Below are 21,929 nucleotides of genomic sequence, written 5' to 3'. Positions count from 1 at the left end.
GGTGATCCTGTCAGGTGTAATCGCGTTTGCCAAAGATGGCGCTGCCGACACGCACGATCGTCGCGCCTTCGGCAATCGCGGGCGCCAGGTCGCCCGACATCCCCATCGACAGCGTATCCATTTCCAGGCCTTCAGCGCGCAGCGCGTCGAACAGGGCGCGCACGCGGGCAAAGGCGGCGCGCTGTTCTGCGACATCGGTGGTGGGCTCGGGGATCGCCATCAGGCCGCGCAGGCGCAGGTTGGGCAGTTGCGCGACCTCGCGCGCGAGCGCCGGTAATTCTTCGGGCGATGCGCCGCTCTTGCTGGCCTCACCGCTGATATTCACTTGCAGGCAGATATTCAGCGGGCCCAGTTCGGGCGGGCGCTGCTCCGACAGGCGCTGCGCGATCTTGAGCCGCTCGACCGTATGGACCCAGGCGAAGCTGGCGGCGATGGGCCGCGTCTTGTTGCTCTGGATCGGGCCGATGAAATGCCACTCGACGGCTGCATCTGGTTGCGCCTGCGCGACGCTTGCGATCTTGTCGAGCGCTTCCTGCAAATAGTTTTCACCGAACGCCAGCTGGCCGGCGGCCATTGCATCCAGCACCGTCTGCGCAGGGAAGGTCTTCGATACCGCCAGCAACTGGACGTCGTTTCTGGCGCGTTCCGATGCCTTTACAGCATCGGTGATTGTCGCTTCGACAGCTTGCAAGTTCCCGGCGATTATGGACATAATGATTTTCTATAGGAAATATTTTTGAGGCCGTTTGCGGCACTGGGATTATAAATGGACATATCGGAATTACTCGCTTTCTCGGTCAAGAACAAGGCCTCGGACCTGCACCTGTCGGCCGGCCTGCCGCCGATGATCCGCGTCCATGGCGACGTGCGCCGGATTAACCTGCCGCCGCTGGAGCACAAGGACGTGCACGGCATGATCTATGACATCATGAACGACGGCCAGCGCAAGCAGTACGAAGAAGTGCTCGAGTGCGACTTCTCGTTCGCGATTCCGGGTCTGGCGCGCTTTCGCGTCAATGCGTTCAACCAGGAACGGGGCGCGGCCGCCGTGCTGCGTACGATTCCGTCCAAGATCCTGTCGCTCGAAGACCTGAACGCGCCGAAGATCTTCGGCGAACTGGCGTTGAAACCGCGCGGTCTGGTGCTGGTCACGGGCCCCACCGGTTCGGGCAAGTCGACCACGCTGGCGGCGATGGTGAATCACCTCAACGAACAGGAATATGGCCACATCCTGACGATCGAAGACCCGATCGAATTCGTCCACGACTCCAAGAAATGCCTGATCAACCAGCGCGAAGTCGGCCCGCACACGCTCTCGTTCAGCAACGCGCTGCGCTCGGCGCTGCGCGAAGACCCTGACGCAATCCTGGTCGGCGAGTTGCGCGATCTGGAAACGATCCGCCTGGCCCTGTCGGCCGCCGAAACGGGTCACCTCGTGTTCGGCACGCTGCACACGTCATCGGCCGCCAAGACCATCGACCGTATCGTCGATGTGTTCCCCGCCGAAGAAAAAGAGATGGTGCGCGCGATGCTGTCCGAATCGCTGCAGGCCGTGATCTCGCAAACGCTGCTCAAGACCAAGGACGGCTCCGGCCGCGTGGCGGCGCACGAAATCATGATCGGCACGCCGGCCATCCGTAACCTGATCCGCGAAGCGAAGATCGCCCAGATGTACTCGGCAATCCAGACCGGCAGCAATGTCGGCATGCAGACGCTCGACCAGAACCTGACTGACCTCGTACGCCGCAACATGATCTCGTCGGTGGCGGCGCGCAGCGCCGCCAAGATCCCCGAAAACTTCCTCGGCTAAGGGCCATTGATGGAACGCGACCAGGCTACCAAATTCATGTTCGACCTGCTGCGCCTGATGGTGACCAAGGGCGGCTCGGACCTGTTCATCACGGCGGGCTTTCCGCCGGCGATCAAGATCGACGGGCGCATGACGCCCGTCTCGAGCCAGCCGCTCACCAGCGGCCACACGGGCGACCTGGCGCGCGCCATCATGAACGACAAGCAGGGGGCCGGCTTCGAGCTCACGCGCGAAGCCAATTTCGCGATCACCCCGGGCGATTTGGGACGCTTTCGTGTCTCGGCCTTCATGCAGATGGGCTGCGTGGGCATGGTGCTGCGCGTGATCACCACGGCGATCCCGAAGTTCGAGGAACTGAGCCTGCCCGACACGCTCAAGGACGTCGTGATGACCAAGCGCGGGCTGGTGATCATGGTCGGCGCAACGGGCTCGGGCAAGTCGACGACGCTGGCGGCGATGGTCGGCTACCGCAACGAGAACAGCTACGGCCACATCATCACGGTCGAAGACCCGGTCGAATTCGTCCACCCGCACCGGAACTGCGTGATCACGCAGCGCGAAGTGGGCGTGGACACCGACAGCTTCGAAGCAGCGCTGAAAAACTCGCTGCGCCAGGCGCCGGACGTGATCCAGATCGGCGAGATCCGCGACCGCGAGACGATGGAACACGCCATCGCGTTTGCCGAAACGGGCCACCTGTGCCTGGCCACGCTGCACGCCAACAGCGCCAACCAGGCGCTGGATCGCATCATCAACTTCTTCCCCGAAGAGCGCCGCCAGCAACTGCTGATGGACCTCTCGCTGAACCTGAAAGGCCTGGTGTCACAGCGGCTGATCCCGAAGAAGGAATCGAAGGGGCGCGTGGTGGCGATCGAGATCCTGCTGAACTCACCGCTGATTTCGGATCTGATCTTCAAGGGCGAAGTCCATGAGATCAAGGAAATCATGAAGAAGTCGCGCGAACTGGGGATGCAGACGTTCGACCAGGCGCTGTTCGACCTGTACGAGGCCGACAAGATCACCTACGAGGACGCGCTGCGCAATGCGGACTCGGTCAATGACCTGCGCTTGAACATCAAGCTCAATAGCAAGCATGCGAAGAACCGCGATTTTTCGAGCGGGACGGAGGCGCTGGGGTTAGTGTGATGAGTTGGTGTGACGGGCCGCATCGGCCCACCGCCGTCCTTCAAAACCGCGACTCCAGCGTCACCCGCGCCATCGCCTGCCCATCCGAAAACGTCGTCCTGCGCTGCACGCCGTTGTCATCCACGTAGCGCGACTCGGACACCGTATCCTGCGCCAGCAGATTGGTTGCCGCCAGCCTCAGCTGGTAGGTCGGATTGAGCTTCCACAGCGCATACACATCCAGCTCGCGCCGCACGCTCTGGTAGCGTGACTGCTCCACGTTCACGCGCACGTTGCCGCCGTTCTTGAAAGCGAAGCTCGCGCCCGTCGTGAGCTTGCCACCCGGCGTCTTGTAGTCCACACCCAGCGTACCCGACACCGGCACCTGCTGATCGAGCCGGTTGTCCGGTCCCGGCACCGCATCGACGCGCGACCAATTGCGCGCCAGGCTCGCGCGCAGGTCGATGTCCGGCACGTCCTGCAGTACGGCCGAGAGCGGAAACTTCGCTTCTAACTCCAGGCTGCGCGTGAGCGCATCGCCATCATTCACAGGCGTCTGGATCCAGCGACCGTCTTCAAAAAGCAGGCCCTGGCGCGTGTAGTCACTGATGCGCCGCACCGATACGCTGGCACTGAGCAGCGCCTTCTCAGCCCAGTAATGTTCGTACGATGCGTCGATGCCGGTCGCCAGTTCGGGCTTCAGGTCAGGATTGCCGCGGTAGTCAGGGTCGGTCTGGCTGTTGTTCGGGGTCGTGAAACGCCGCGGGATCAGGCTGCCCGTGAGGGGTGCCTTGAAGGTACGGGTCAGCGCCACGCGTACCTGATCGCGGCTGTCGGGGAGCTTGTACAGGGTCTGGGCGAGTGGACTCCAGACGCTGGTACGGTTGGTGCTGGTCTCGAACGTATTGCCGCTGCTGCGCGTCTCCAGCCCTTCCCAGCGCAGGCCGGCGTACATCGACCATTGCTTGGTCACGTTCCACTCGTCCTGCACGAACAGCGCCAGGCGCTTGATGGTCGCCTCGTATTCTTCATTGCGGCGCAGCGTCGTGCCCGCGAGCGGGAACAGTTCCACCTCGCCGCGCGCATCGTCGCGCACCGCGTAGCCGGCATCCCAGCCCATCGACAGCGCATGGTCTTTTTTCCACGGCCGCGAATATTTTCCTACCGCCGTGATGCCAGCTTCGTCGGTGTCGCTGAGTACGACCGAGTCACGCGCGAGCCGGGCGGCGCCGTCCATCGTGCGGGCGTCTTCTTCATGATAGTTGCCATCGCTGCGCATGCCGTTCACGCCCAGCTTCAGATCCAGCTTCGCGCCCTCGTCCAGGTTATGCATCCAGTTCAGGTCCGAGCGCACCACGGTGCTGTTTCCATCGCTGGTCATGCCACGCACGTCGTAACGCGGGGGCAGCCCAAGGACAGTGTCGACCATGGCGCTACCCTGGTAATCGGTGCGCTGGTGCGTCACGAGCGACTGCCAGCTGACTGTATCGCCGTTCTCCAGGCTCCAGTTCAGTCGCGGCGTGAGGTTGATGCCTTGCGGTTTGCCACGATCGGTCTGCAAGGTGCGCCGCGCGAAGATGGGGCGTCCGGCCGCATCGATCTGCGATTCTTCGAATGGCGACGGGCGATCGAACTCGTAGCGCCAGGCGCTTGCGGCAAGCGAATACGACATTTTGCCGACGCGGTCCGACATGGTGAGGCTGGCCGCAGGATTGTTCACCTCCCCGCTTTTGCCGTAGCCCACGCGCAGCTCGCGCTGCGCCTTTTTTACCGCGCGCTTGAGGACGATATTGATGGTGCCGGCAATCGACTGGGTCGAGAATTCGGCGCTGGCTGCGCGCAGGATTTCGATGCGCTCGATCGACTCGGGCGAGAGCTGGTCGATGTCGAAGCCGGCCGGCGCGCGCTCGCCATTGAGCAGGATCTGCGTGTAGCCGCTGCCCAGGCCACGCATGCGGATCTCACCACCGCCACGTCCGGCGCCGCCGCTGACGGTGATCCCCGGGAGGCGCTTGAACACATCGAGCACCGAGGTGTCGCCGTAGCGCCGGATTTCCTCGTTCGACACGACGATCTTGCTGGCGGTATCGTCGCGGCGCGGATCATAGCCGTTGGCGTCGGCCTTGACTTCGACCTTCTGGACGGTGTCCGTGGAGAGTGCCGGTGCCGCGGTGTTCTGGGCGTAAGCAGGCAAGGCAGACAGGGAAAGCGCGACGAGCGTGGGGCGAAGCATCTGGAGGGACAGTCATGGCAGATTCAAAGGTGCCGTATTCTGTCATGCCCCTGCTGCTCCGAACAGCACGTCGTCAAATTACCCGACCCGCATACGGGCCGATCGGTCAGAGGCCTGGCCCCATGCCGCCGCCCGGTGGCCCGAACCCTGGTCCACCGCTGGGCCCGCCCCGCGGACCATCCGGTCGGCGCCCGCCCGCGCCGCCAAAGCTGCCGAAGCGGTACGACAACCCGACATACACGAGGCGCCCTTCCTGGCGGCGGATGCTGTATTCGCGCAGGCGGTCGGTCTCGGTGATCGATTCGGTCTTTTGCGAGTCAAAGACGTCGTTGACGTTCACGACCAGGCTCAGGGCCTGGCTCAGGTTGCGGCGGTAGCTCAGGTCAGCGCTGCGCGTCGGCTGGCGGTAGCCTTCACCGAACAGCGTCTTGCCCTGCGCATTGAGTACCAGTTGCAGGCTGTTGGTCGGATTGATCTGGTAGCTCACGCGCGCGCGGCCGCTGAGCGACGTGGCGCTGCGCTTGTCGTCCTGGCTGTTGCCCAGCACCGACTGTTCGGAGTAGCCCAGGTTGCCGCTGGCGTTGAGCGTCAGGCTGGGCGTGACGCGGCCGCTGAACGTGAATTCGAGGCCGCCCGAGTTGCTGCTGCCGGCGTTCTCGCGCGTGGTCAGCAGCACCGTGTCGGAGATGAAGGTGCGCCGTTCCTGGATCAGGTCCGAGTCGCGCCGTGCGTACAGGCGTACATTGGTCTCGACCTTGCCCAGTTTGGTTTCCAGCCCCAATTCGATCGAGTCAGTCTTGGTGGGCATCAGGTCTGGATTGCCCGACGAGACGTTGGTTTCGTCGCGGTAGACGACGAAGGGATTGAGGTCGCCCGCGCCCGGCCGGCGGATGCGGTGCGCGTAACTCAGGCGCAGCGCCGTGTCGTCCGACAGGTCGTAGGTCAGGAAGGCGCTCGGGATCGCGTCAAAGTAATGGTTGTTGGCCTTGACGTTCGTGGTGACCTGATTCAGATCGAGGTCGGTGTATTCGGTGCGCAGCCCGCCCAGCAAGCCCCACTTCTCGGCCAGGCGCAGCTGGTAGGTACCGTACAACGCCACCGTCGTTTCATCGAGCTCGAAGCGGTTGGTGCGCTGGTTGCTGAGGCTCTCGGCCAGCGTCGCCTCATCGACATTGAAAAAGCGCGTGTCGAACACATTGCTGTTCTGCGCGACCTTGTAGCCCGCCTTGAACACGCCCTTCTCGCCCGGCAGTTCATAGTCGCCCGTGAAGTCGATCACGCGCGTCTCGGTCAGGTTGTTCTGATGCGTGCGTGGCGCGGTCGAATTGGCGGGGCGCACCGTGTAATCGCTGGCAAAGCGGGTGTCGGCCTCGCCCTTGTTGCCCGACAGGCGCAGGTCGACCTTAAGGATTTCACCGGGCCGCGCGCCCTTGTGATCCAGGCCGCCACTCAGGCTGTAGCTGCGGTTGTCGTTGTCACGCACGCTCGAACGCAGATAGTCGCCGTCGACGCTGCCGTCGGCGTTCAGGCCGCGATAGCGTTCCTGCGATTGCCCGTCGCTGCCGTTGGCCGAGAAGCTGGCCTTGGCCGACAGCACGTCCTTGTCGCCCAGGTTGTAGGTCAGCGAGCTGTTCATGCCCACGGCCTCGGTGTCGGTCTCGCTGGTCGAGCGCTGCGTGCTGCTGGCCACGGCGCCGGTGCGCGGATCGATCCGGTCGCGGTTCGTTTCGCCGTCGGAGCCACGCGTGTCGCGTCGGACATACACGCCGCCCTGCACGCTCATGCGCCCCGTCGTGTAGCTGCCGAAGCTCGACGCATTGGCGCGCCCTTCCGGGCCGACGTTCGCATTGACGGCGCCGAAGCCGCCCGGCGTGCGCTCGCGCCGCATCACCAGGTTGATGATCGGGCCGCCCCCGCCTTCGTTGCCGAACTGCGCGCCGGGGTTGTTGATCACTTCGACCGAATCGAGATCGGCCGCCGGAATCGCGCCCAGCGCCGCGGCGCGGTTCTCGCCCTGCATCATCGCCGACGGCTTGCCATCGACGAGAATCTGCACATTGCTGCGCCCGCGCAGCGTCACGTTGCCGTCCGCGTCCACCGCCACCGACGGCACCTTGTTGAGCGTGTCGGCCACCGTGTCGTTGGTCGACGCGGCGTCGCTCTTGACGTCATACGCCTGGCGGTCGATCCGGTTCGACGAACGCGCGGCCGTCACGGCGACGGTAGAGGCGACGGGAACGTCAGCCGCCTGCAGCGCCGGCGCGGTTGGGGTCACGGCGCCGGTAACGGGATCGGCCGGCCGGACGGCGGTTTCCTGGGCAAATGCACAGACAGGCGCAAGCAGCGCGAACAACAGGGCGGAAGAACGATGACGTGACATGAATACCTGGGTGACGAGACGTTTGGACGAGCGTGATTGTCGCACGCGTCATGCCCGGAATTTGTTAAGAAATGCTAAGACGGACGAAATGTCACTGCATTGATCGGCGAACCGACACCGCCGGGGCCAACGCTCTGGTACGCGCCTGCCAGCAGTAGCGTAAACTGCACTGTTTACAACAAGGAGACCCCAATGAATGCCTACGATTTCAACGCCACCGCCCTCGGCGGCCAGCCGGTCGACTTGCAGCGCTACCGCGGCAAGGCGCTCCTGATCGTCAATACAGCCAGCGCCTGTGGCTTCACGCCGCAATACCAGGGCCTGGAAGCGCTGCAGCGCCGTTATGCGGACGAAGGCCTCGTGGTGCTGGGCTTTCCGTGCAACCAGTTCGGGCACCAGGAACCAGGCGACGAAGCAGCGATCGGTGCCTTCTGCGAAAAGAACTACGGCGTGACGTTCCCGATGTTCGCCAAGGTCGACGTCAACGGCGACGACGCGCATCCGCTGTTTCGCTTCCTGAAGGGCGAAGCGCCCGGCGTGCTGGGCACCGAAGCGGTCAAATGGAACTTCACCAAATTTCTCGTCAACCGCGAAGGCGCGGTCGTCACGCGTTACGCACCGACCACCAAGCCGGAAGATCTGAGCGGCGATATCGAGAAGGTGCTGGCGAACGGGGTCTGATTGCGCCAGCGCTCAAGGCGCAATGGCGATCACTTCATCGCCGGACTGCGGCTCGCAGCTTGCGCCCAGCGGCGTCCAGCCGCGCCGCACGACGATGCGGCGTTCGTCGTGGCAGATTTCCACGCGCTGCGTCTCGGGCGCGCGGCGCTGCACGAACGCCTCGATCGAGGCCGGCACGCTGACCTGCAGCGACAACGCGTGCAGGTCTTCCACCGGGTGGTCGTCCACGTGCACGAGCGGCACGAACTGCCCGGCGAACATCGTAAAGTGCGACGGGACCTTGACGGGGCCGGGGACGTAATCGTTCGCGCGCAGCCAGGCCTGCGCATCTTTGCGCGCGTTGCCGTCACCTGCCGCCCTGCCCCAGGCGCTGGCCATCAGCTCGGCCACCCACTGGTTGCAGTTCTGGTACTTGGTGCCGTAGGCATAGGCGTTGGCACTGTATTGACCGGCCAGCAGCGCCAGCGCCAATGCCTTGTCGCGGGCGGCGCGTTCGAGCGATGCGCTGTCGTCATCCGGCAGGAACAACAAGGCAATATGGCCCTTGCCCGGTGCGTCGGCGCCGAGCGCGAAGCCGGCGATGCCCTGGTCGAAGATGTACGGGCGCGCCTCGTCGCATTCGTAATACAGCTGGCGCACGGCCCATGGGCCGCCCGGCGTGTCGCGCAGTGCGACGCCGGCGTGTGAATACACCAGATCGAAGCGGCTCAGGTCCGTGCCGGCGCGCGCAATCAGTGCGACCTTGCGGTTCGAGCGCGCCAGCTCCTGCTTGACGACGCCGGCAAAGCGCAGCACGCGGTCCTGCTCGGTCGCGTTGAGCTCACGGGAGCGTTCGCAGAAGGTGGGAAAGCCGGCCCAGGCACTGCCGCTCGCACACAACAGCAGCGCCAGCGCCGCCCGGCGCACGAGCATCAGATCGTGACTTTGCGCGAGCCCAGTTCGCGGTACCACTCGTCCTGCAGCGCCAGGAAGAATGGCCGCTGGGTGTCGGCGTAGGCGAATTCGTAGCCGTAGGCGCGCTCATTGACCTGCACCACGTCGCCCGCGATCACGGTGCGCGTCGCGAGGGCGCGGTTGGGCACATCGAGCTCGAACGAGCGCGCCTGGCCGGCGGCGGTTGCACGCAGGGTCAGGCGGGTGGTATCGGGTTTATTTGGGGCGTGCGCGATATTGATCACGCGGTACTGGCCAGCGGCGACCTTGTCGTTGTCGCTCGAGCTGTTGCTGGAACCGCTGACCGAATCGGAAATGCTGGCCGACGACGCCGAGCCGGCGCTGGACGCGGACGACGCGAAGCTGTCAGCCTGCGCGGGCGCAGTGCAGGCCGCGGCGAACAGGGTCAGGCACAGCGTGCGGGAGAGGATAGGCAAGGTCATGGCACTCTTTCATTTAGCGAGCAGAACGCTCCTATGGTACAAGCCCTTGCGCCGAATGACCATAGGGCAATTTTATCGCGTCTGAATGCGGGCCGCGCCGTGGGTGATGCAGGCACGGGTGACGTTGTCCAGGAAGCGGATTGCGACATCCATCGACAGGCCGGGCGGCAGCAGGTTGGCAAGCCCGGGGTCGTCGTTCAGCCGGTCGACGCCATACGCCAGCCGGCGCGACACGTCGCGCGCCAACTGGCCATCGCTGTTGTAGAGCGCGTCGTAGACGCCGGCTGCTTCCCATACGGGGACGAGGCCCGGGGTACTGCTGTCTTCGAAGACGATTGCGCGCGGACTGTCTTCGTCCTCGCGCACGAGTTGAAAGGTAAAGCTCAAGATCGTTCCTGCTGGTGTTCGTTGCTGGGGTCGGGGCGATGCTACCACGCTCGCCACGTTGCTGCAGTCGCCCGATGTCCGGCGGACGCTCCCGAATCAGTAATGATAACGACAAGAGATGACGATCAGTTCCACGTCATTGACCATGTAGACAAACCGATTGGATTCATCGATGCGGCGCGACCAGCATCCGCTCAAGCCATGCTTCAAGGGCTCTGGTTTCCCAATGCCAGCAAATGGATCTCGTTGCACGTCTTTCACAAGATCGTTGATGCGTTTGAGCGTCTTTCTGTCTTGCGTTTGCCAATATACATAACTGTCCCAGCCCTCATCCGTGAACTTCAGCGTGCGCATTTTTCGATTCCTCGGCGCTGGATGGCGCTAACAACTCCCGCTGCTTCGCTTCACCTGCACGTGCTTGAGCAATCGACTTGGCCAAATGCGCTGCATTTGCCGGTGAGCTGAGCAAATGAACCGTCTCCATCAGGCTGCTGTAATACTCGAACGACATGACGACAGCATCGGGCGCATCGCGCCTGGAGATAACAGTCACGTCAGCATCATCGACGACCTGGTCGATGACATTCCTGAGGCTGTTGCGGGCCTCAGAAAAATTGATGATTCTCATGCGCACCTCCTATGCTGTTCTTAAAGGACCGGCGACATTGCTTAAACTTGTCCCATATGTCGTACAAGTATAGTGCAGGAATGGATATTAGCAAGTGCCAGTCAATGAGAAATGGCAATCGAGCAGGTCAATTTCTGCTCAAGCAGCTCGATCCAGTGCGTCACAGGCGTCGCGGTCCCTCCCTGCAGATGAGCGATGCACCCGATATTGGCCGACACGATGTGGTCGGCTCCCGTCGCGGTCAGGCTGGCCAGTTTGCGCTCGCGCAGCGCGAGCGAGATGGCCGGCTGGAGCACCGAATAGGTGCCGGCCGAACCGCAGCACAGGTGGTTGTCGGCGCACAGCACCACGGCCACGCCGGCCGCCTGCAGCACGCCTTCAACCTTGCCCCGGATTTGCTGGCCATGCTGCAGTGTGCACGGCGGGTGGTACGCCACGGGCGGGCCGCCCTTCCCTTTTGCCAGTGCGGCGATGCGGTCCTGGAACAGCGCTAGGACTTCCGACAGGTCGCGCGTGATCGCGCTGATTCGTTCTGCCCGCGCGGCGTATGCCGGATCGTGCGCCAGCAGATGGCCGTATTCCTTGACGGTGACGCCGCAGCCCGACGCGGTCATGACGATCGCCTCGACCGCGCCGTTTTCCACGCTTGGCCACCAGGCATCGATATTGCGGCGCATGTCGTCCAGCCCGCCGTCCTGGTCGTTCATGTGATAGCGCAGCGCGCCGCAGCAGCCGGCCTTTGGTGCCACGCTCAGTTGCACGCCCAGCGCGTCGAGCACGCGCGCGGCAGCGGCATTGATGTTGGGCGCCATCCCGGGCTGCACGCAGCCATCGAGGACCAGCATCTTGCGCGGGTGGACGCGTGTCGGCCAGCGGCCCGCCGCGCGCACGGGCGGCAACTTGGCTTGCAGCTTCTCCGGCAACAGGGGCCGCAGCAGGCGTCCCGCTTTGAATGCCGGCGTGGCCAGGCCCGCATGCGGCAGGCAGGCCTTGAGCGTCGTGCGCGTGAACCGCTCGCCCAGGGGCCGCGCCACGCGCTCGTCGACCAGCTTGCGGCCGATGTCGAGCAGGCGCCCGTACTTCACGCCCGACGGGCACGTGGTTTCGCAGTTCAGGCATGTCAGGCAGCGGTCCAGGTGCAACTGGGTCTTGCGGGTTGGTTCGGCACCTTCGAGCACGCTCTTGATCAGGTAGATGCGCCCGCGCGGGCCATCGAGTTCGTCGCCCAGCAACTGGTAGGTCGGACAGGTGGCGGTGCAGAAGCCGCAGTGCACGCAGGATCGCAGGATCGCCTCGGCCTCGGTGCCCTCGCGCGTGCCCTTGATGAAATCGGCCAACGTGGTTTGCATGTCTTGTGCGCCTTATGGATACATGCGGCCGGGGTTGAAGATATGCGCGGGGTCGAACGCGTCTTTCATGCGCGCATGAATGCGCGCCAGCGCGGGCGCGAGCGGCTGGAACACGCCGGCCGACTTGTCGCCGTCCCGGAACAGCGTCGCATGGCCGCCACAGGCCTGCGCGGTGCGCCGGATCGCCTGCGCAGTATCTGCGTCACCATCGGCGAGCAACCAGCGCTGGGCGCCGCCCCATTCGATCATCTGCGCGCCGCCCAGCACCAGCGCGCCCGTGGTGGATGGCACCGACAGGCGCCACAGCGCACCGTCGCCGTCAAAGAACGCCGTGCGTTGTTCGCGCACGGCGTGCCAGAACGCATCGGGCTCCGGCATCACCTCGCCACCCAGACCTCGCACGGCGGCATCGACCGCTGCCTCGGCGCCCGACAAGCGCAGCGCCAGTTCGCCGTCGGCCCAGGCACTGGCGGAGATGGGTAATGGCTGGCCGCCCCACGTGTTCAGGAATCGCAGCGCGTCGATCTCGTTCAATGCAAACCGCAGCGTGGTTTCGGCAAAAGGCCGTGGCAGCACCTTGACCGAGACTTCCAGCAGCACGCCCAGCGTGCCGAGCGAACCAGCCAGCATGCGCGAGACATCGTAGCCGGCCACGTTTTTCATGACGCGCCCGCCGAAGGCCAGCACGTCGCCGCGGCCATCGAGCAGTGTCGCGCCCAGCACGAAGTCGCGCGCGGCGCCACCCGTCGCGCGGCGCGGGCCGCACAAGCCGCCCGCAATCACGCCACCCAGCGTGGCATGCGGGCCAAAATGCGGCGGCTCGAACGCCAGCATCTGGTTGCGTTCTGCCAGCGCGGCCTCGATCTCGGCCAGCGGCGTGCCGCAGCGCGCCGTGATCACGAGTTCGGTCGGCTCGTAGTCGACGATGCCGGTATGGGCGCGTGTATCGAGGATGGCGCCTGCCGGCGCGCCACCGTACCAGTCCTTGGTGCCTCCGCCACGGATGCACAGGGCCTGCCCGCTGGCGGCGGCCGCCCTGACCTGCTGCTGGAAGTGTTCGATGGTGTTCATCAGAAGCGCGGCAATTCTGGAAACGGCACCTGGCCGTGGTGCACGTGCAGCTTGCCGAATTCGGCGCAGCGGTGCGGCGTGGGGATGGCCTTGTCGGGGTTGAGCAGCGCGCACGGATCGAACGCGTGCTTGACGGCGAAGAAGGCGTCGAGCTCCTTGCGTCCGAACTGCACGCACATCGACCCGATCTTTTCCATGCCCACGCCGTGCTCGCCCGTGATGGTGCCGCCCACCTCGACGCACAGCGCCAGGATGGCCGCGCCGAAGGCTTCGGCGCGATCGAATTCGCCCGGCACGCTGGCGTCGAACAGGATCAGCGGATGCATATTGCCGTCGCCCGCATGAAACACGTTCGAGCAGCGCAGGCCGTACGTGACTTCCATCGCCGCGATCCCGGCCAGCACGCGCGCGAGCTGCTTGCGGGGGATGGTGCCGTCCATGCAGTAGTAATCGGGTGAGATGCGCCCCGCCGCTGGGAACGCATTCTTGCGGCCCGACCAGAAGCGCCCGCGCTCCGCTTCGCTCTGCGAGACGGTAATCGCGGTGGCGCCGGCGCGCGCCAGCACCGCGCTCATGCGGCTGATTTCCTCGGCCACTTCGAGCGCCGTGCCATCGGCTTCGCACAGCAGGATCGCAGCGGCGTCCAGGTCGTAACCGGCCTTGACGAACGGTTCGACCATGCGCACCGAGGTGCGGTCCATCATCTCGAGGCCCGCCGGGATAATGCCGGCCGCAATGACGTCGGCCACCGCATTGCCGGCCGTGACCACGTCGGCAAACGAGGCCATGATGACCTGCGCCAGCGCCGGCTTGGGCACCAGTTTCACGGTCACCTCGACCACGATGCCGAGCATGCCTTCCGAACCGATGAACACGGCCAGCAGATCCAGGCCCGGCGCATCGAGCGCGCCCCCGCCCAGTTCGACGATGTCGCCCTCGATCGTGGCTACGCGCACGCGCAGCACGTTGTGGATCGTCAGGCCGTATTTGAGGCAATGCACGCCGCCCGCATTTTCGGCCACGTTGCCGCCGATGGTGCAGGCAATCTGCGACGACGGATCGGGCGCGTAATACAGGCCGTGGCTGGCGGCGGCTTCGGAAATGGCCAGGTTGCGCACGCCAGGCTGCACGACGGCGGTACGGGCCAGATGGTCGACCCGCTTGATGGCGTTCATGCGCGCGGTCGAGAGCACGACGCCATCGTGGATCGGCAACGCGCCGCCCGACAGGCCGGTGCCGGCGCCGCGCGGAACCACCGGCACGTTCAGTGCGCGGCACACCGCCAGGATGGCCAGTACCTGTTCTTCGTCGGTCGGCAGCGTCACGACCATGGGCAACTGGCGGTAGGCGGCCAGGCCATCGCATTCGTAGGGCCGCGTGTCTTCGGGCGCAAACAGGACGCACGCCGCAGGCACGCGCGCCAGGAGCGCGGCGACGACCTGCGCACGTCGGTCAGACAAGGCTGGAGTGGACGAAGACATGGGTCGATTGTAAGCAAATCGGCAGGTTTTGTCGTATCCTCGTGCCATCGTATTTTCACCCTACTGCATAAGAGAACATCATGGGCAACCGCCTCTCAAAGATAGCAACCCGCACCGGCGACGACGGCAGCACTGGCCTCGGCGACGGTAGCCGCACCGGCAAGGACAGCGCGCGCATCCACGCGCTGGGCGAAGTCGACGAACTCAATTCCTTTGTCGGCCTGCTGCTGTGCGAAGACATGCCGGCGGATCTGCGCGACGAGCTCGTGGGCATCCAGCACGACCTGTTCGACCTGGGCGGTGAGCTGTGCATCCCGGGCTACCAGATGATCAAGGAAGAACACGTGCTGCGCCTTGACACCATGCTCGAGAAATACAACGCTGACCTGCCGGTGCTGAAGGAGTTCATCCTCCCGGCCGGTTCGCGCGCGGCGTCCACGGCGCACCTGTGCCGCACGGTGTGCCGGCGCGCCGAACGCGCGATCGTCGCGCTGTCGAAGGCAGAAGAGATTCACGCGCACCCGCGCCAGTACGTCAATCGCCTGTCCGACCTGATGTTCGTGCTGGCGCGCGTATTGAACCGCTTCGCCGGTGGCAGTGACGTGCTATGGAATCACGAGCGCAAGGCCAAATAAGTCATGGACGACTTCATCGGCGTCTATGACGACGCGCTCACCGCGCAGCAGTGCGAAGCGCTCATGGAGCGCTTCGACGCCAGCGACAAGGTGGTGCGCGGCCAGACAGGCAACGGCGTCGATGTCGTCAAGAAGGACAGTTACGACATCACGATCAACCAGCATCCCGAGTGGGCCGATGCCACCGGCATGCTGGTGGACACGATGGCGCGCCACCTGGCTGCCTACGCCGAACGCTATCGGATGCTGCTGATGGGGTCACTCTCGCCCACGCTCGAGCATCCCGTGACGGGCGTGCCGACCGTGCTGTCGATGGCCAACTTCGACGAACTGGGGCGCCCCAACATCGATGAGTTGCTGCGCGTGCTGTACCGGCCCGGCACGATCAATCTGCAAAAATACCTGCGCGGCAGCGGCGGCTATCACCATTGGCATTCCGAGATCTATCCGCAAAACGCAAGCTGCGAATCGCTTCATCGCGTGCTGCTGTGGATGGTCTACCTGAACGATGTGGCCGAGGGCGGCGAGACCGAGTTCCTGTACCAGGGCCGCAAGATCGCCCCCAAACAAGGCCGCCTGGTCATCGCACCGGCGGGCTTCACGCACACACACCGTGGCAATGTGACGACCAGTGGCGACAAGTACATCGCCACGTCGTGGATCCTGTACCAGCGCGCCGAGACGCTGTTCGCATAAATCACCTTGATCACCAAGAAGGCAAGCATGGACACCAATACAAGTAAAGTCGCCATCGTCACAGGCGCCTCGCGCGGCATCGGCCGGGCCATTGCGCTGCGCCTGGCGCAAGACAGTATCGCCGTTGTCGTCAACTACGCCCACCGCGCCAGCGATGCCGACGACGTCGTGCAGGCCATCGAGGCCGCCGGCGGGCGGGCCATTGCGCTGCAGGGCGATGTGGCCAATGCTAGCGATTGCGCGCGGCTGTTCGATGCGACCGAGGCGGAGTATGGCGGCGTCGACATCGTGATCAACAACGCCGGCGTCATCCAGCCCGGCACGACCATGCTGGCCGATACCGACGACGCCCTGTACGAGCGCATCTTCGCCATCAACACGCGCGGCACGTTCAACATGCTGCGCCTGGCCGCCACACGCATGCGCGCCAACGGCCGCATCGTCAATTTTTCCAGCAGCGTGATCGGCCTGGCGCTGCCCGGCTACGCCATTTACGCCGGCTCGAAAGCAGCGGTTGAGACGTTCACCAATATCTTTGCCAAGGAATTGCGCGGCAAGGGAATCTCGGTGACGGCCGTGGCCCCGGGGCCGACGGCGACCGACCTGTTCATGGAAGGCAAGACACCCGAGCTGGTCGAGCGCCTGGGCAAGATGGCGCCGCTCGAACGGCTCGGCACACCGGACGATATTGCCGATACGGTGGCGTTTCTGGTCGGCCCGCAGGGCGCCTGGGTCAATGGCCAGACGTTGCGGGTCAATGGCGGGATCGTCTAACGGCTTGCAGTGCGGCGAAGGAACGCATCCCAGGGCGGATGCTCGCCGAAGTGCTCGAGCACGAAGTCGATGAACACCCTGACCTTCTGCGGCAGGAAGCGGTTTTCACGGTACACCGCCAGCACGTGCGTGCCGAACATGCCCACCGGCGCAAGCGCCGGCAGCACATGGAAGGCGCGCCCGGCGCACATATCCTCGCCCACGACAAAGGTCGGCAACAACGCTATGCCGGCGCCGCCAAGCATCGCCTCGCGCAAGGCCTGGCTGCTGTTGATGGCCAGCGCAGCGGCGGGCTTGAACTGCACGCGCGCGCCTGCCACATCGAATTGCCAGCCGCCCGCCGGGCCGCTGTCGCCGAAGGTCAGGCAGCGGTGCTCATGCAGCGCGGCGAGATCGGCGGGCACACCATACTGTTCGAGGTAGCCCGGTGACGCGGCCAGCACGTAGTTCAGTGGCGCGACCGGCCGCGCAACGGCGCTCATCAGATCGACCTTTGGACTCAGCCGCAGGGCGACATCGATGCTTTCTTCGACCAGGTCGACATACCGGTCCTGCAGTTGCAAGACCACGCGCACATCCGGGTAACGCGCCATGAATGCCGGCAGCAGCGCTGCCAGCTGCGCATTCCCGAATGCCATCGACGTAGACACGCGCAGCGTGCCGCCCGGCCCGGACTGCTGACCTGCAGCGGTGGATTCGATGGCGCGGGCCTCCTCGACCATTCGCAACGCATGCTGATGGATGTCTCGGCCCGCTTCGCTCAGGCCAATCCGACGTGTCGACCGGTTCAGCAGCTTGACCTGCAACGCCGCCTCCAGCCGCGCGACCGCCTTGCTGATGCTGGCTTTGGTGGTGCCCATCTGGCGCGCTGCTTCCGAAAAGCTGCCAGCATCGACGACCCGCACGAAGGCCCAGATATCCGAAAAGTCGCGTGGCGTTAACCCGGGCATGTGTATCCCTGTTGGAAACAATGTGTTGTAATTACAGAGGATTGTATCGGCAAACAGGGGGTCGTATGCTGTCTTCTCACCACCGGAGACCATCATGACCACGTTGCGTACTGCCCTTCCCGTCAGCCTGGCGCCACCCGTGCTTGTGCTGCCCATGCTGTTCATCCTGATGTGGAGTTCCGGCTACGTTGTCGGCAAGCTGGCCCTGCCCTTCGCCGGCCCGTTCACATTGCTGGTGCTGCGCTTTGGCCTGGCGGCGCTGGCGCTGCTGCTCGTGGCCATCGTCACCCGCGCGCCGTGGCCGCGCCAGCGCGCGCAGTACGTGCATCTCGTCGTCGTCGGGCTGCTGGTCCAGGCGCTGCAGTTCGGTGGCCTGTACACGGGCCTGAAACTGGGCGTGAGCGCAGGCGTCTCGGCCCTGATCATTGGCGCGATGCCCTTGTGTACGGCATTCGGAGCGGGCGCGTTCCTGCAGGAACGCGTTGGCGTGCGCCAGTGGATGGGTCTCATCGCAGGCGTCGCCGGTGTGCTGCTGGTGGCGCTTGGCAAGGGCGTCGCCTGGCACACGGGCGCCGCCGGGATCGGCGCCGTGTTGCTGGCCCTGGCCGGCATCACGCTCGGCACGCTGTACCAGAAGAAATACTGCGCCGGCCTGGATCTGCGCACCGGCGGCTGCATCCAGCTGGCGGTGGCCACCGCCGTCGCGTTGCCGCTGGCACTGGGTCTCGAAGGCTGGCAGGTCGCATGGACGCCGACGCTGATCCTGGCGTCCGGCTGGCTGTCGGTCGTCAATTCCATTGGCGCCGTCAGCCTGTTGTTCCTGATGATGCGGCGCGGCGACGCGAGCCGGGTCGCCAGCCTGTTCTACCTGATCCCGGGAACGACGGCGCTGATGGGATTCGCGATCCTCGGCGAGCGGCTTGACGCCCTGTCGATCGCCGGTTTCGCCGTTACGGCCGGCGCCGTGTATCTGTGCACTCGCACCGCCAAATCCTGAAAAAGCTGCACGCTGCCCTGCGACTGTCAGTTAGCATGCAGCGTGCCCCCATTCGACAATCGTGACGACGCCATGAACCTTTTCGGCGTGGCGGGGTATCTACCGTAGAAGAACGAGAGGACGTGCGTGGAACGACGATTTGACGCCAGACCGGCCACGGCGCGCGCCGAGCACGACGAAGCGGAACTCATCGAGCGTGTCGCAACGGGCGACCGGCGCGCCTTCGAAACGCTGTACCGGGTCTACCACCCACGGCTGGCGCGCTTCCTGCAGCGCATGACGCGCAGCGCGCCGCTGATCGAGGAAATCGTCAACGACACGCTGCTGGTGGTCTGGCGCAAGGCGGCGACATTCAATGGCAGCAGCAAGGTCTCGACGTGGATCTTTGCCATTGCCTACCGGCGTGCCTGCAAAAGCCTGCAGGCGCTGGACGAGCCGGTCGACGCCGGCGTCGACGAACGCGAGGGTATCGAGGCCGACCGGCCCGACTGGCAACTGGCGCAGGTGCAGCTGACCGGTGCGGTCCACGCCGCGCTGGCCCAATTGCCGCTGGCGCAGCGTACTGCGTTCCAGCTGACTTTTTATCATGACATGAGTTACACAGAGATTGCCGAGATCATGGAGTGCCCAGTGAATACCATCAAAACCCGCCTGTTCCATGCCCGCAAGCGCCTGGCCGTGCTGCTGGAAGGCCAGATCGAGGTGCGGTCATGACCGAACTGTCCGATCGCGAGGCCGCGCACCGCGAGGCGCAGGACTTGCTGCCCTGGCTGGCCAACGGTCGCCTCGACGGCGCAGAGCTGCAGCGCGTCCAGGCGCACCTGGCTATCTGCGCCACATGCCGCGCCGATCTCGATACGCTGTACACGCTGCAGGATGTCGCCGACCTGCCCGCGCCAGGTCTGGACGTGGACAAGGCGTTCGCGCGCCTGCTGCCGCAGCTCGATGCGGTGACGCCGGCGGATGCAGCGCCGGTCATCCCCGGCTGGCGCACGCGCCTTGCCGCCAATGACGGACGCTGGCTACGCGTCGCCGTGGGCCTGCAATTCTGCGCCATCGTCGTGCTGGGCGCGCTGCTGGTGCGCCCGTCCGGCGACACGCAGGTGGCGGTGCAGGACGACGCGTACCGCGTGCTCGGCGCCGAGACCGGGGCAGACAGCATCGTGGCCGTGACCTTCAAGCCGGCCACGCCGGAACATGAACTGCGCCGCATCGTGACAGCCAGCGGCGCGCACATCGTCGGTGGCCCGACGGTCACGGGCTCGTGGATGCTGGGCAGCGCGCAAGCGCCGGCCGATGTCGCGGCGCGCCTGCGCACCGAATCGGCTGTCACGCTGGCCGAGCCGCTCGGCGTCCAGGCCAGCCCATGAACCGCCTGCTCGCGTGCGTGACCCTGATCGCCGCCCTGCTCGGCGTGGTCCTGGGCATGCCGGCGCACGCACAGGACCACGCCGACCCATTGGCGCAGGCCGCGCGCCGTCAGGTGCTGGTGATGCTGCGCTTGCCGGCCCAGCACTTTCGCCCCGATGCATCGTACGGCGGCGGCTACCTGAAGGATGGCGGCAGCGCCGCGCGCCGCCGCGTGGCGGGGGACATCGCCGCTGCCCACGGTTTGCGCCTCCTCGACAGCTGGCCGATGCCGGCGATCGGCGTCGACTGCTTCGTGATGGAAGAACCTGACGATGCGCCGATCGGGCCCGTGGTGGCCGCGCTGTCGCACGACGCACGCGTGGCATGGGCCCAGCCGCTGGCCGACTATCAGGCACAGGATGGTGGCGATCCGCTGTACCCGCTGCAGCCGGCGGGCCACGACTGGCACCTGACCGACCTGCACCGCGTCAGCACGGGACGCAACGTGAGCGTCGCCGTGATCGACAGCGGTGTCGATGCCGACCACCCCGATCTGGTTGGCCGCATCAAGGTGCGCCGCAACTTCGTTGACGACAGCGGTGATGTCGCCGAAGTCCATGGCACGGCGGTCGCTGGCATCATCGGCGCACTGGCCGGCAATGGCGCGGGCATCGCCGGCGTGGCGCCGGGGGTCAAACTGATGGCCCTGCGCGCCTGCTGGGAAACCGGTGCGCGGCCCGCGCGCTGCAACAGCCTCACGCTGGGCAAGGCAATCAACTACGCCCTCGAAAACGGCGCCCGCATCATCAACCTGAGCCTGGCCGGGCCAGCCGACCGCCTGCTGCAAGCATTGCTGCAGGCGGCGCTGGCGCGCGGCGTCATCGTGGTGGCAGCGGCCGATCCGCGCCTGCCCGACGGCGGCTTCCCGGCCGCGCTGCCGGGCGTGATCGGGGTCGCGCGGCCAGGCGACCACCACCCGGCGCCGTCGACGCTGGTGTACGCGCCAGGGACCGACATCCCGACCTGCGCGCCGGGCAAGCGTTGGCACATGGTGTCCGGCTCGTCGTACGCGGCGGCGCACGTGGCTGGCCTCGCGGCGCTGCTGGCCGAGCGCCAACCGGGTACGGTCGCACAGACCCTGCGGCGCCAGCCGGACGGCGCCGTGGCAGCGCGGACGGGTGGTAACATTGACGCATGTGCCGCCCTGTCACGGGCAGCTGACACCTGCGTCTGCCTATGCCCTTCCACCGTCGCCACGGCGCCATCTTCCTTGCGCTTGCGCTGACCCTGCCGCTGTACAAGGTCGCGCGGGCCCAGACCAGTGGCGACCTGACGCTGGTCTCGGAATATGCCGGCCGCGGCGTCGCGCTGTACACGCGCCCCGCGCTGCAATTGCGGCTCGAACACGACACCGCCGCAGGCTGGTACGGCGGCGCGTTTGCGTCGCCCGTCACGCTCGACAACCGCACGCAGGGCCAGCTGACCGCCTATGCCGGCAGGGCCTGCAGACTGACGTCGACACTGTCATGGGATGCGGGCATCACGCGCAATACCTACCTGCGCGATCGCGGCCGCAATTACCACGAGTTCTATACCGGCGTGGCGCTGCAACGCGCCAGCGTGCGCGTGTTCTACTCCCCTGCCTACTATGGCGAGGGGCGCAGCGTCTATCTTGACCTGAGCGGTGCCTATCCCCTGACCGACACAGTGCGCCTGGCCGCCCACGTCGGCGTGCTGCATCCGTTTGCCTATGACGGCGTCGCGGCCAAGGACAGCGCCGACGTGCGCATCGCGCTCGTGACCGACGTTGGGGACGTCACGCTGCAGGCCGGCTGGCAGGCGCGCTGGCGGACTTACCTGCCTGACTTCCCGAAGCCAAGTGCATTCACGGCCAGCGCCAGCTACCATTTCTGACGTCTCGCCGCGTACCCGTATCGGGTTGAAAAATTTGTTGATCTTCTTTGAACCCTGGCCGTGCACCAGGGTATTAACGGTTCAGAACACCA

23 protein-coding genes are annotated in these 21,929 nt (G+C 65.4%); 11 read left to right on the top strand and 12 right to left on the bottom strand.

Features of this window, described 5'->3' with window-relative positions:
- Positions 1–10: 10 nt before the first annotated feature.
- On the bottom strand, positions 11–712 hold the full coding sequence (locus AC56LH_RS00810; RefSeq protein ID WP_499643195.1) for a YggS family pyridoxal phosphate-dependent enzyme: 702 nt from the start codon (positions 710–712) through the stop codon (positions 11–13).
- Between the two features lie 54 nt (positions 713–766).
- Here AC56LH_RS00810 and AC56LH_RS00805 point away from each other — a divergent pair, with 54 nt between their 5' ends.
- Positions 767–1,810, top strand: coding sequence for a type IV pilus twitching motility protein PilT (locus AC56LH_RS00805; RefSeq protein WP_183556967.1), 1,044 nt, complete (start codon positions 767–769; stop codon positions 1,808–1,810).
- Between the two features lie 9 nt (positions 1,811–1,819).
- On the top strand, positions 1,820–2,956 hold the full coding sequence (locus tag AC56LH_RS00800) for a PilT/PilU family type 4a pilus ATPase (protein ID WP_183556964.1): 1,137 nt from the start codon (positions 1,820–1,822) through the stop codon (positions 2,954–2,956).
- Positions 2,957–2,996: 40 nt separating this feature from the next.
- Here AC56LH_RS00800 and AC56LH_RS00795 read toward each other — a convergent pair whose 3' ends face one another.
- Positions 2,997–5,168 carry a TonB-dependent receptor plug domain-containing protein gene (locus AC56LH_RS00795; protein WP_499643193.1) on the bottom strand — a complete coding sequence of 724 codons (2,172 nt, stop codon included), beginning with the start codon at positions 5,166–5,168 and terminating at the stop codon, positions 2,997–2,999.
- A 106-nt stretch (positions 5,169–5,274) separates the two neighbouring features.
- Entirely contained in the window at positions 5,275–7,548 is a 2,274-nt protein-coding gene (locus tag AC56LH_RS00790) for a TonB-dependent receptor domain-containing protein (RefSeq protein WP_499643191.1), read from the bottom strand.
- A gap of 192 nt (positions 7,549–7,740) precedes the next feature.
- Here AC56LH_RS00790 and AC56LH_RS00785 point away from each other — a divergent pair, with 192 nt between their 5' ends.
- Positions 7,741–8,229, top strand: a complete 489-nt coding sequence (locus tag AC56LH_RS00785; protein ID WP_499643189.1) for a glutathione peroxidase — start codon at positions 7,741–7,743, stop codon at positions 8,227–8,229.
- A gap of 12 nt (positions 8,230–8,241) precedes the next feature.
- Here the strand turns inward: AC56LH_RS00785 and AC56LH_RS00780 are convergent, their stop codons facing one another.
- The 8 genes from AC56LH_RS00780 to AC56LH_RS00745 all read right to left on the bottom strand — a co-directional run bounded on the left by AC56LH_RS00780 (position 8,242) and on the right by AC56LH_RS00745 (position 14,521).
- On the bottom strand, positions 8,242–9,141 hold the full coding sequence (locus AC56LH_RS00780) for a DUF2145 domain-containing protein (protein ID WP_499643187.1): 900 nt from the start codon (positions 9,139–9,141) through the stop codon (positions 8,242–8,244).
- Positions 9,141–9,605: a hypothetical protein gene (locus AC56LH_RS00775; protein WP_499643185.1), complete on the bottom strand. Its 465-nt coding sequence runs from the start codon at positions 9,603–9,605 to the stop codon at positions 9,141–9,143. Before AC56LH_RS00775 ends, AC56LH_RS00780 begins: the two co-directional genes overlap by 1 nt.
- A gap of 72 nt (positions 9,606–9,677) precedes the next feature.
- Entirely contained in the window at positions 9,678–9,992 is a 315-nt protein-coding gene (locus tag AC56LH_RS00770) for a hypothetical protein (RefSeq protein WP_332532633.1), read from the bottom strand.
- 96 nt (positions 9,993–10,088) lie between these two features.
- Complete coding sequence (locus tag AC56LH_RS00765) at positions 10,089–10,346, bottom strand: Txe/YoeB family addiction module toxin (protein ID WP_258836608.1); 258 nt, start codon at positions 10,344–10,346, stop codon at positions 10,089–10,091.
- The gene (locus AC56LH_RS00760) at positions 10,321–10,620 is read right to left on the bottom strand and encodes a type II toxin-antitoxin system Phd/YefM family antitoxin (RefSeq protein WP_258836609.1); all 300 of its coding nucleotides are present in this window, start codon (positions 10,618–10,620) and stop codon (positions 10,321–10,323) included. The genes AC56LH_RS00765 and AC56LH_RS00760 overlap by 26 nt, the downstream gene beginning before the upstream one ends.
- Positions 10,621–10,721: 101 nt before the next feature.
- The gene (gene glcF / locus AC56LH_RS00755) at positions 10,722–11,969 is read right to left on the bottom strand and encodes a glycolate oxidase subunit GlcF (protein ID WP_499643183.1); all 1,248 of its coding nucleotides are present in this window, start codon (positions 11,967–11,969) and stop codon (positions 10,722–10,724) included.
- A 12-nt stretch (positions 11,970–11,981) separates the two neighbouring features.
- Positions 11,982–13,040, bottom strand: coding sequence for a glycolate oxidase subunit GlcE (gene glcE / locus AC56LH_RS00750; protein WP_499643181.1), 1,059 nt, complete (start codon positions 13,038–13,040; stop codon positions 11,982–11,984).
- Positions 13,040–14,521: an FAD-linked oxidase C-terminal domain-containing protein gene (locus AC56LH_RS00745; protein ID WP_499643179.1), complete on the bottom strand. Its 1,482-nt coding sequence runs from the start codon at positions 14,519–14,521 to the stop codon at positions 13,040–13,042. The genes glcE and AC56LH_RS00745 overlap by 1 nt, the downstream gene beginning before the upstream one ends.
- An 80-nt stretch (positions 14,522–14,601) precedes the next feature.
- Between AC56LH_RS00745 and AC56LH_RS00740 the strand changes: the two genes are divergently transcribed.
- Genes AC56LH_RS00740 through AC56LH_RS00730 form a run of 3 tightly spaced genes read left to right on the top strand, consistent with a single transcriptional unit; the run spans position 14,602 to position 16,626 of the window.
- Positions 14,602–15,156 carry a cob(I)yrinic acid a,c-diamide adenosyltransferase gene (locus AC56LH_RS00740; RefSeq protein ID WP_499643177.1) on the top strand — a complete coding sequence of 185 codons (555 nt, stop codon included), beginning with the start codon at positions 14,602–14,604 and terminating at the stop codon, positions 15,154–15,156.
- Between the two features lie 3 nt (positions 15,157–15,159).
- Positions 15,160–15,852, top strand: coding sequence for a 2OG-Fe(II) oxygenase (locus AC56LH_RS00735; protein WP_499643175.1), 693 nt, complete (start codon positions 15,160–15,162; stop codon positions 15,850–15,852).
- A 27-nt stretch (positions 15,853–15,879) separates the two neighbouring features.
- Positions 15,880–16,626, top strand: coding sequence for an SDR family oxidoreductase (locus AC56LH_RS00730; protein ID WP_499643173.1), 747 nt, complete (start codon positions 15,880–15,882; stop codon positions 16,624–16,626).
- On the opposite strand, the gene AC56LH_RS00725 is transcribed toward AC56LH_RS00730, so the two are convergent.
- Positions 16,623–17,576 carry a LysR family transcriptional regulator gene (locus AC56LH_RS00725; protein WP_499643171.1) on the bottom strand — a complete coding sequence of 318 codons (954 nt, stop codon included), beginning with the start codon at positions 17,574–17,576 and terminating at the stop codon, positions 16,623–16,625. The genes AC56LH_RS00730 and AC56LH_RS00725 overlap by 4 nt on opposite strands.
- Positions 17,577–17,670: 94 nt before the next feature.
- On the opposite strand from AC56LH_RS00725, the gene AC56LH_RS00720 reads away from it, so the two are divergent.
- The 5 genes from AC56LH_RS00720 (at position 17,671) to AC56LH_RS00700 (ending at position 21,837) form a co-directional block, all read left to right on the top strand.
- Positions 17,671–18,573, top strand: a complete 903-nt coding sequence (locus tag AC56LH_RS00720; protein WP_499643169.1) for a DMT family transporter — start codon at positions 17,671–17,673, stop codon at positions 18,571–18,573.
- 126 nt (positions 18,574–18,699) lie between these two features.
- The gene (locus AC56LH_RS00715; RefSeq protein WP_499643167.1) at positions 18,700–19,287 is read left to right on the top strand and encodes an RNA polymerase sigma factor; all 588 of its coding nucleotides are present in this window, start codon (positions 18,700–18,702) and stop codon (positions 19,285–19,287) included.
- Positions 19,284–19,943 (top strand): zf-HC2 domain-containing protein, encoded by a 660-nt coding sequence (locus AC56LH_RS00710; protein WP_499643165.1) that lies wholly within the window; start codon positions 19,284–19,286, stop codon positions 19,941–19,943. Before AC56LH_RS00715 ends, AC56LH_RS00710 begins: the two co-directional genes overlap by 4 nt.
- Entirely contained in the window at positions 19,940–21,208 is a 1,269-nt protein-coding gene (locus tag AC56LH_RS00705) for a S8 family peptidase (protein WP_499643163.1), read from the top strand. Before AC56LH_RS00710 ends, AC56LH_RS00705 begins: the two co-directional genes overlap by 4 nt.
- Entirely contained in the window at positions 21,160–21,837 is a 678-nt protein-coding gene (locus tag AC56LH_RS00700) for a TorF family putative porin (RefSeq protein WP_499643161.1), read from the top strand. Before AC56LH_RS00705 ends, AC56LH_RS00700 begins: the two co-directional genes overlap by 49 nt.
- The last annotated feature ends 92 nt before the right edge of the window (positions 21,838–21,929 follow it).

The organism is Telluria sp. LT1R51-2 (assembly GCF_059685775.1).
Note: the sequence above shows the minus strand (reverse complement) of the source record. Positions and strands in the feature narration are given on the sequence as shown.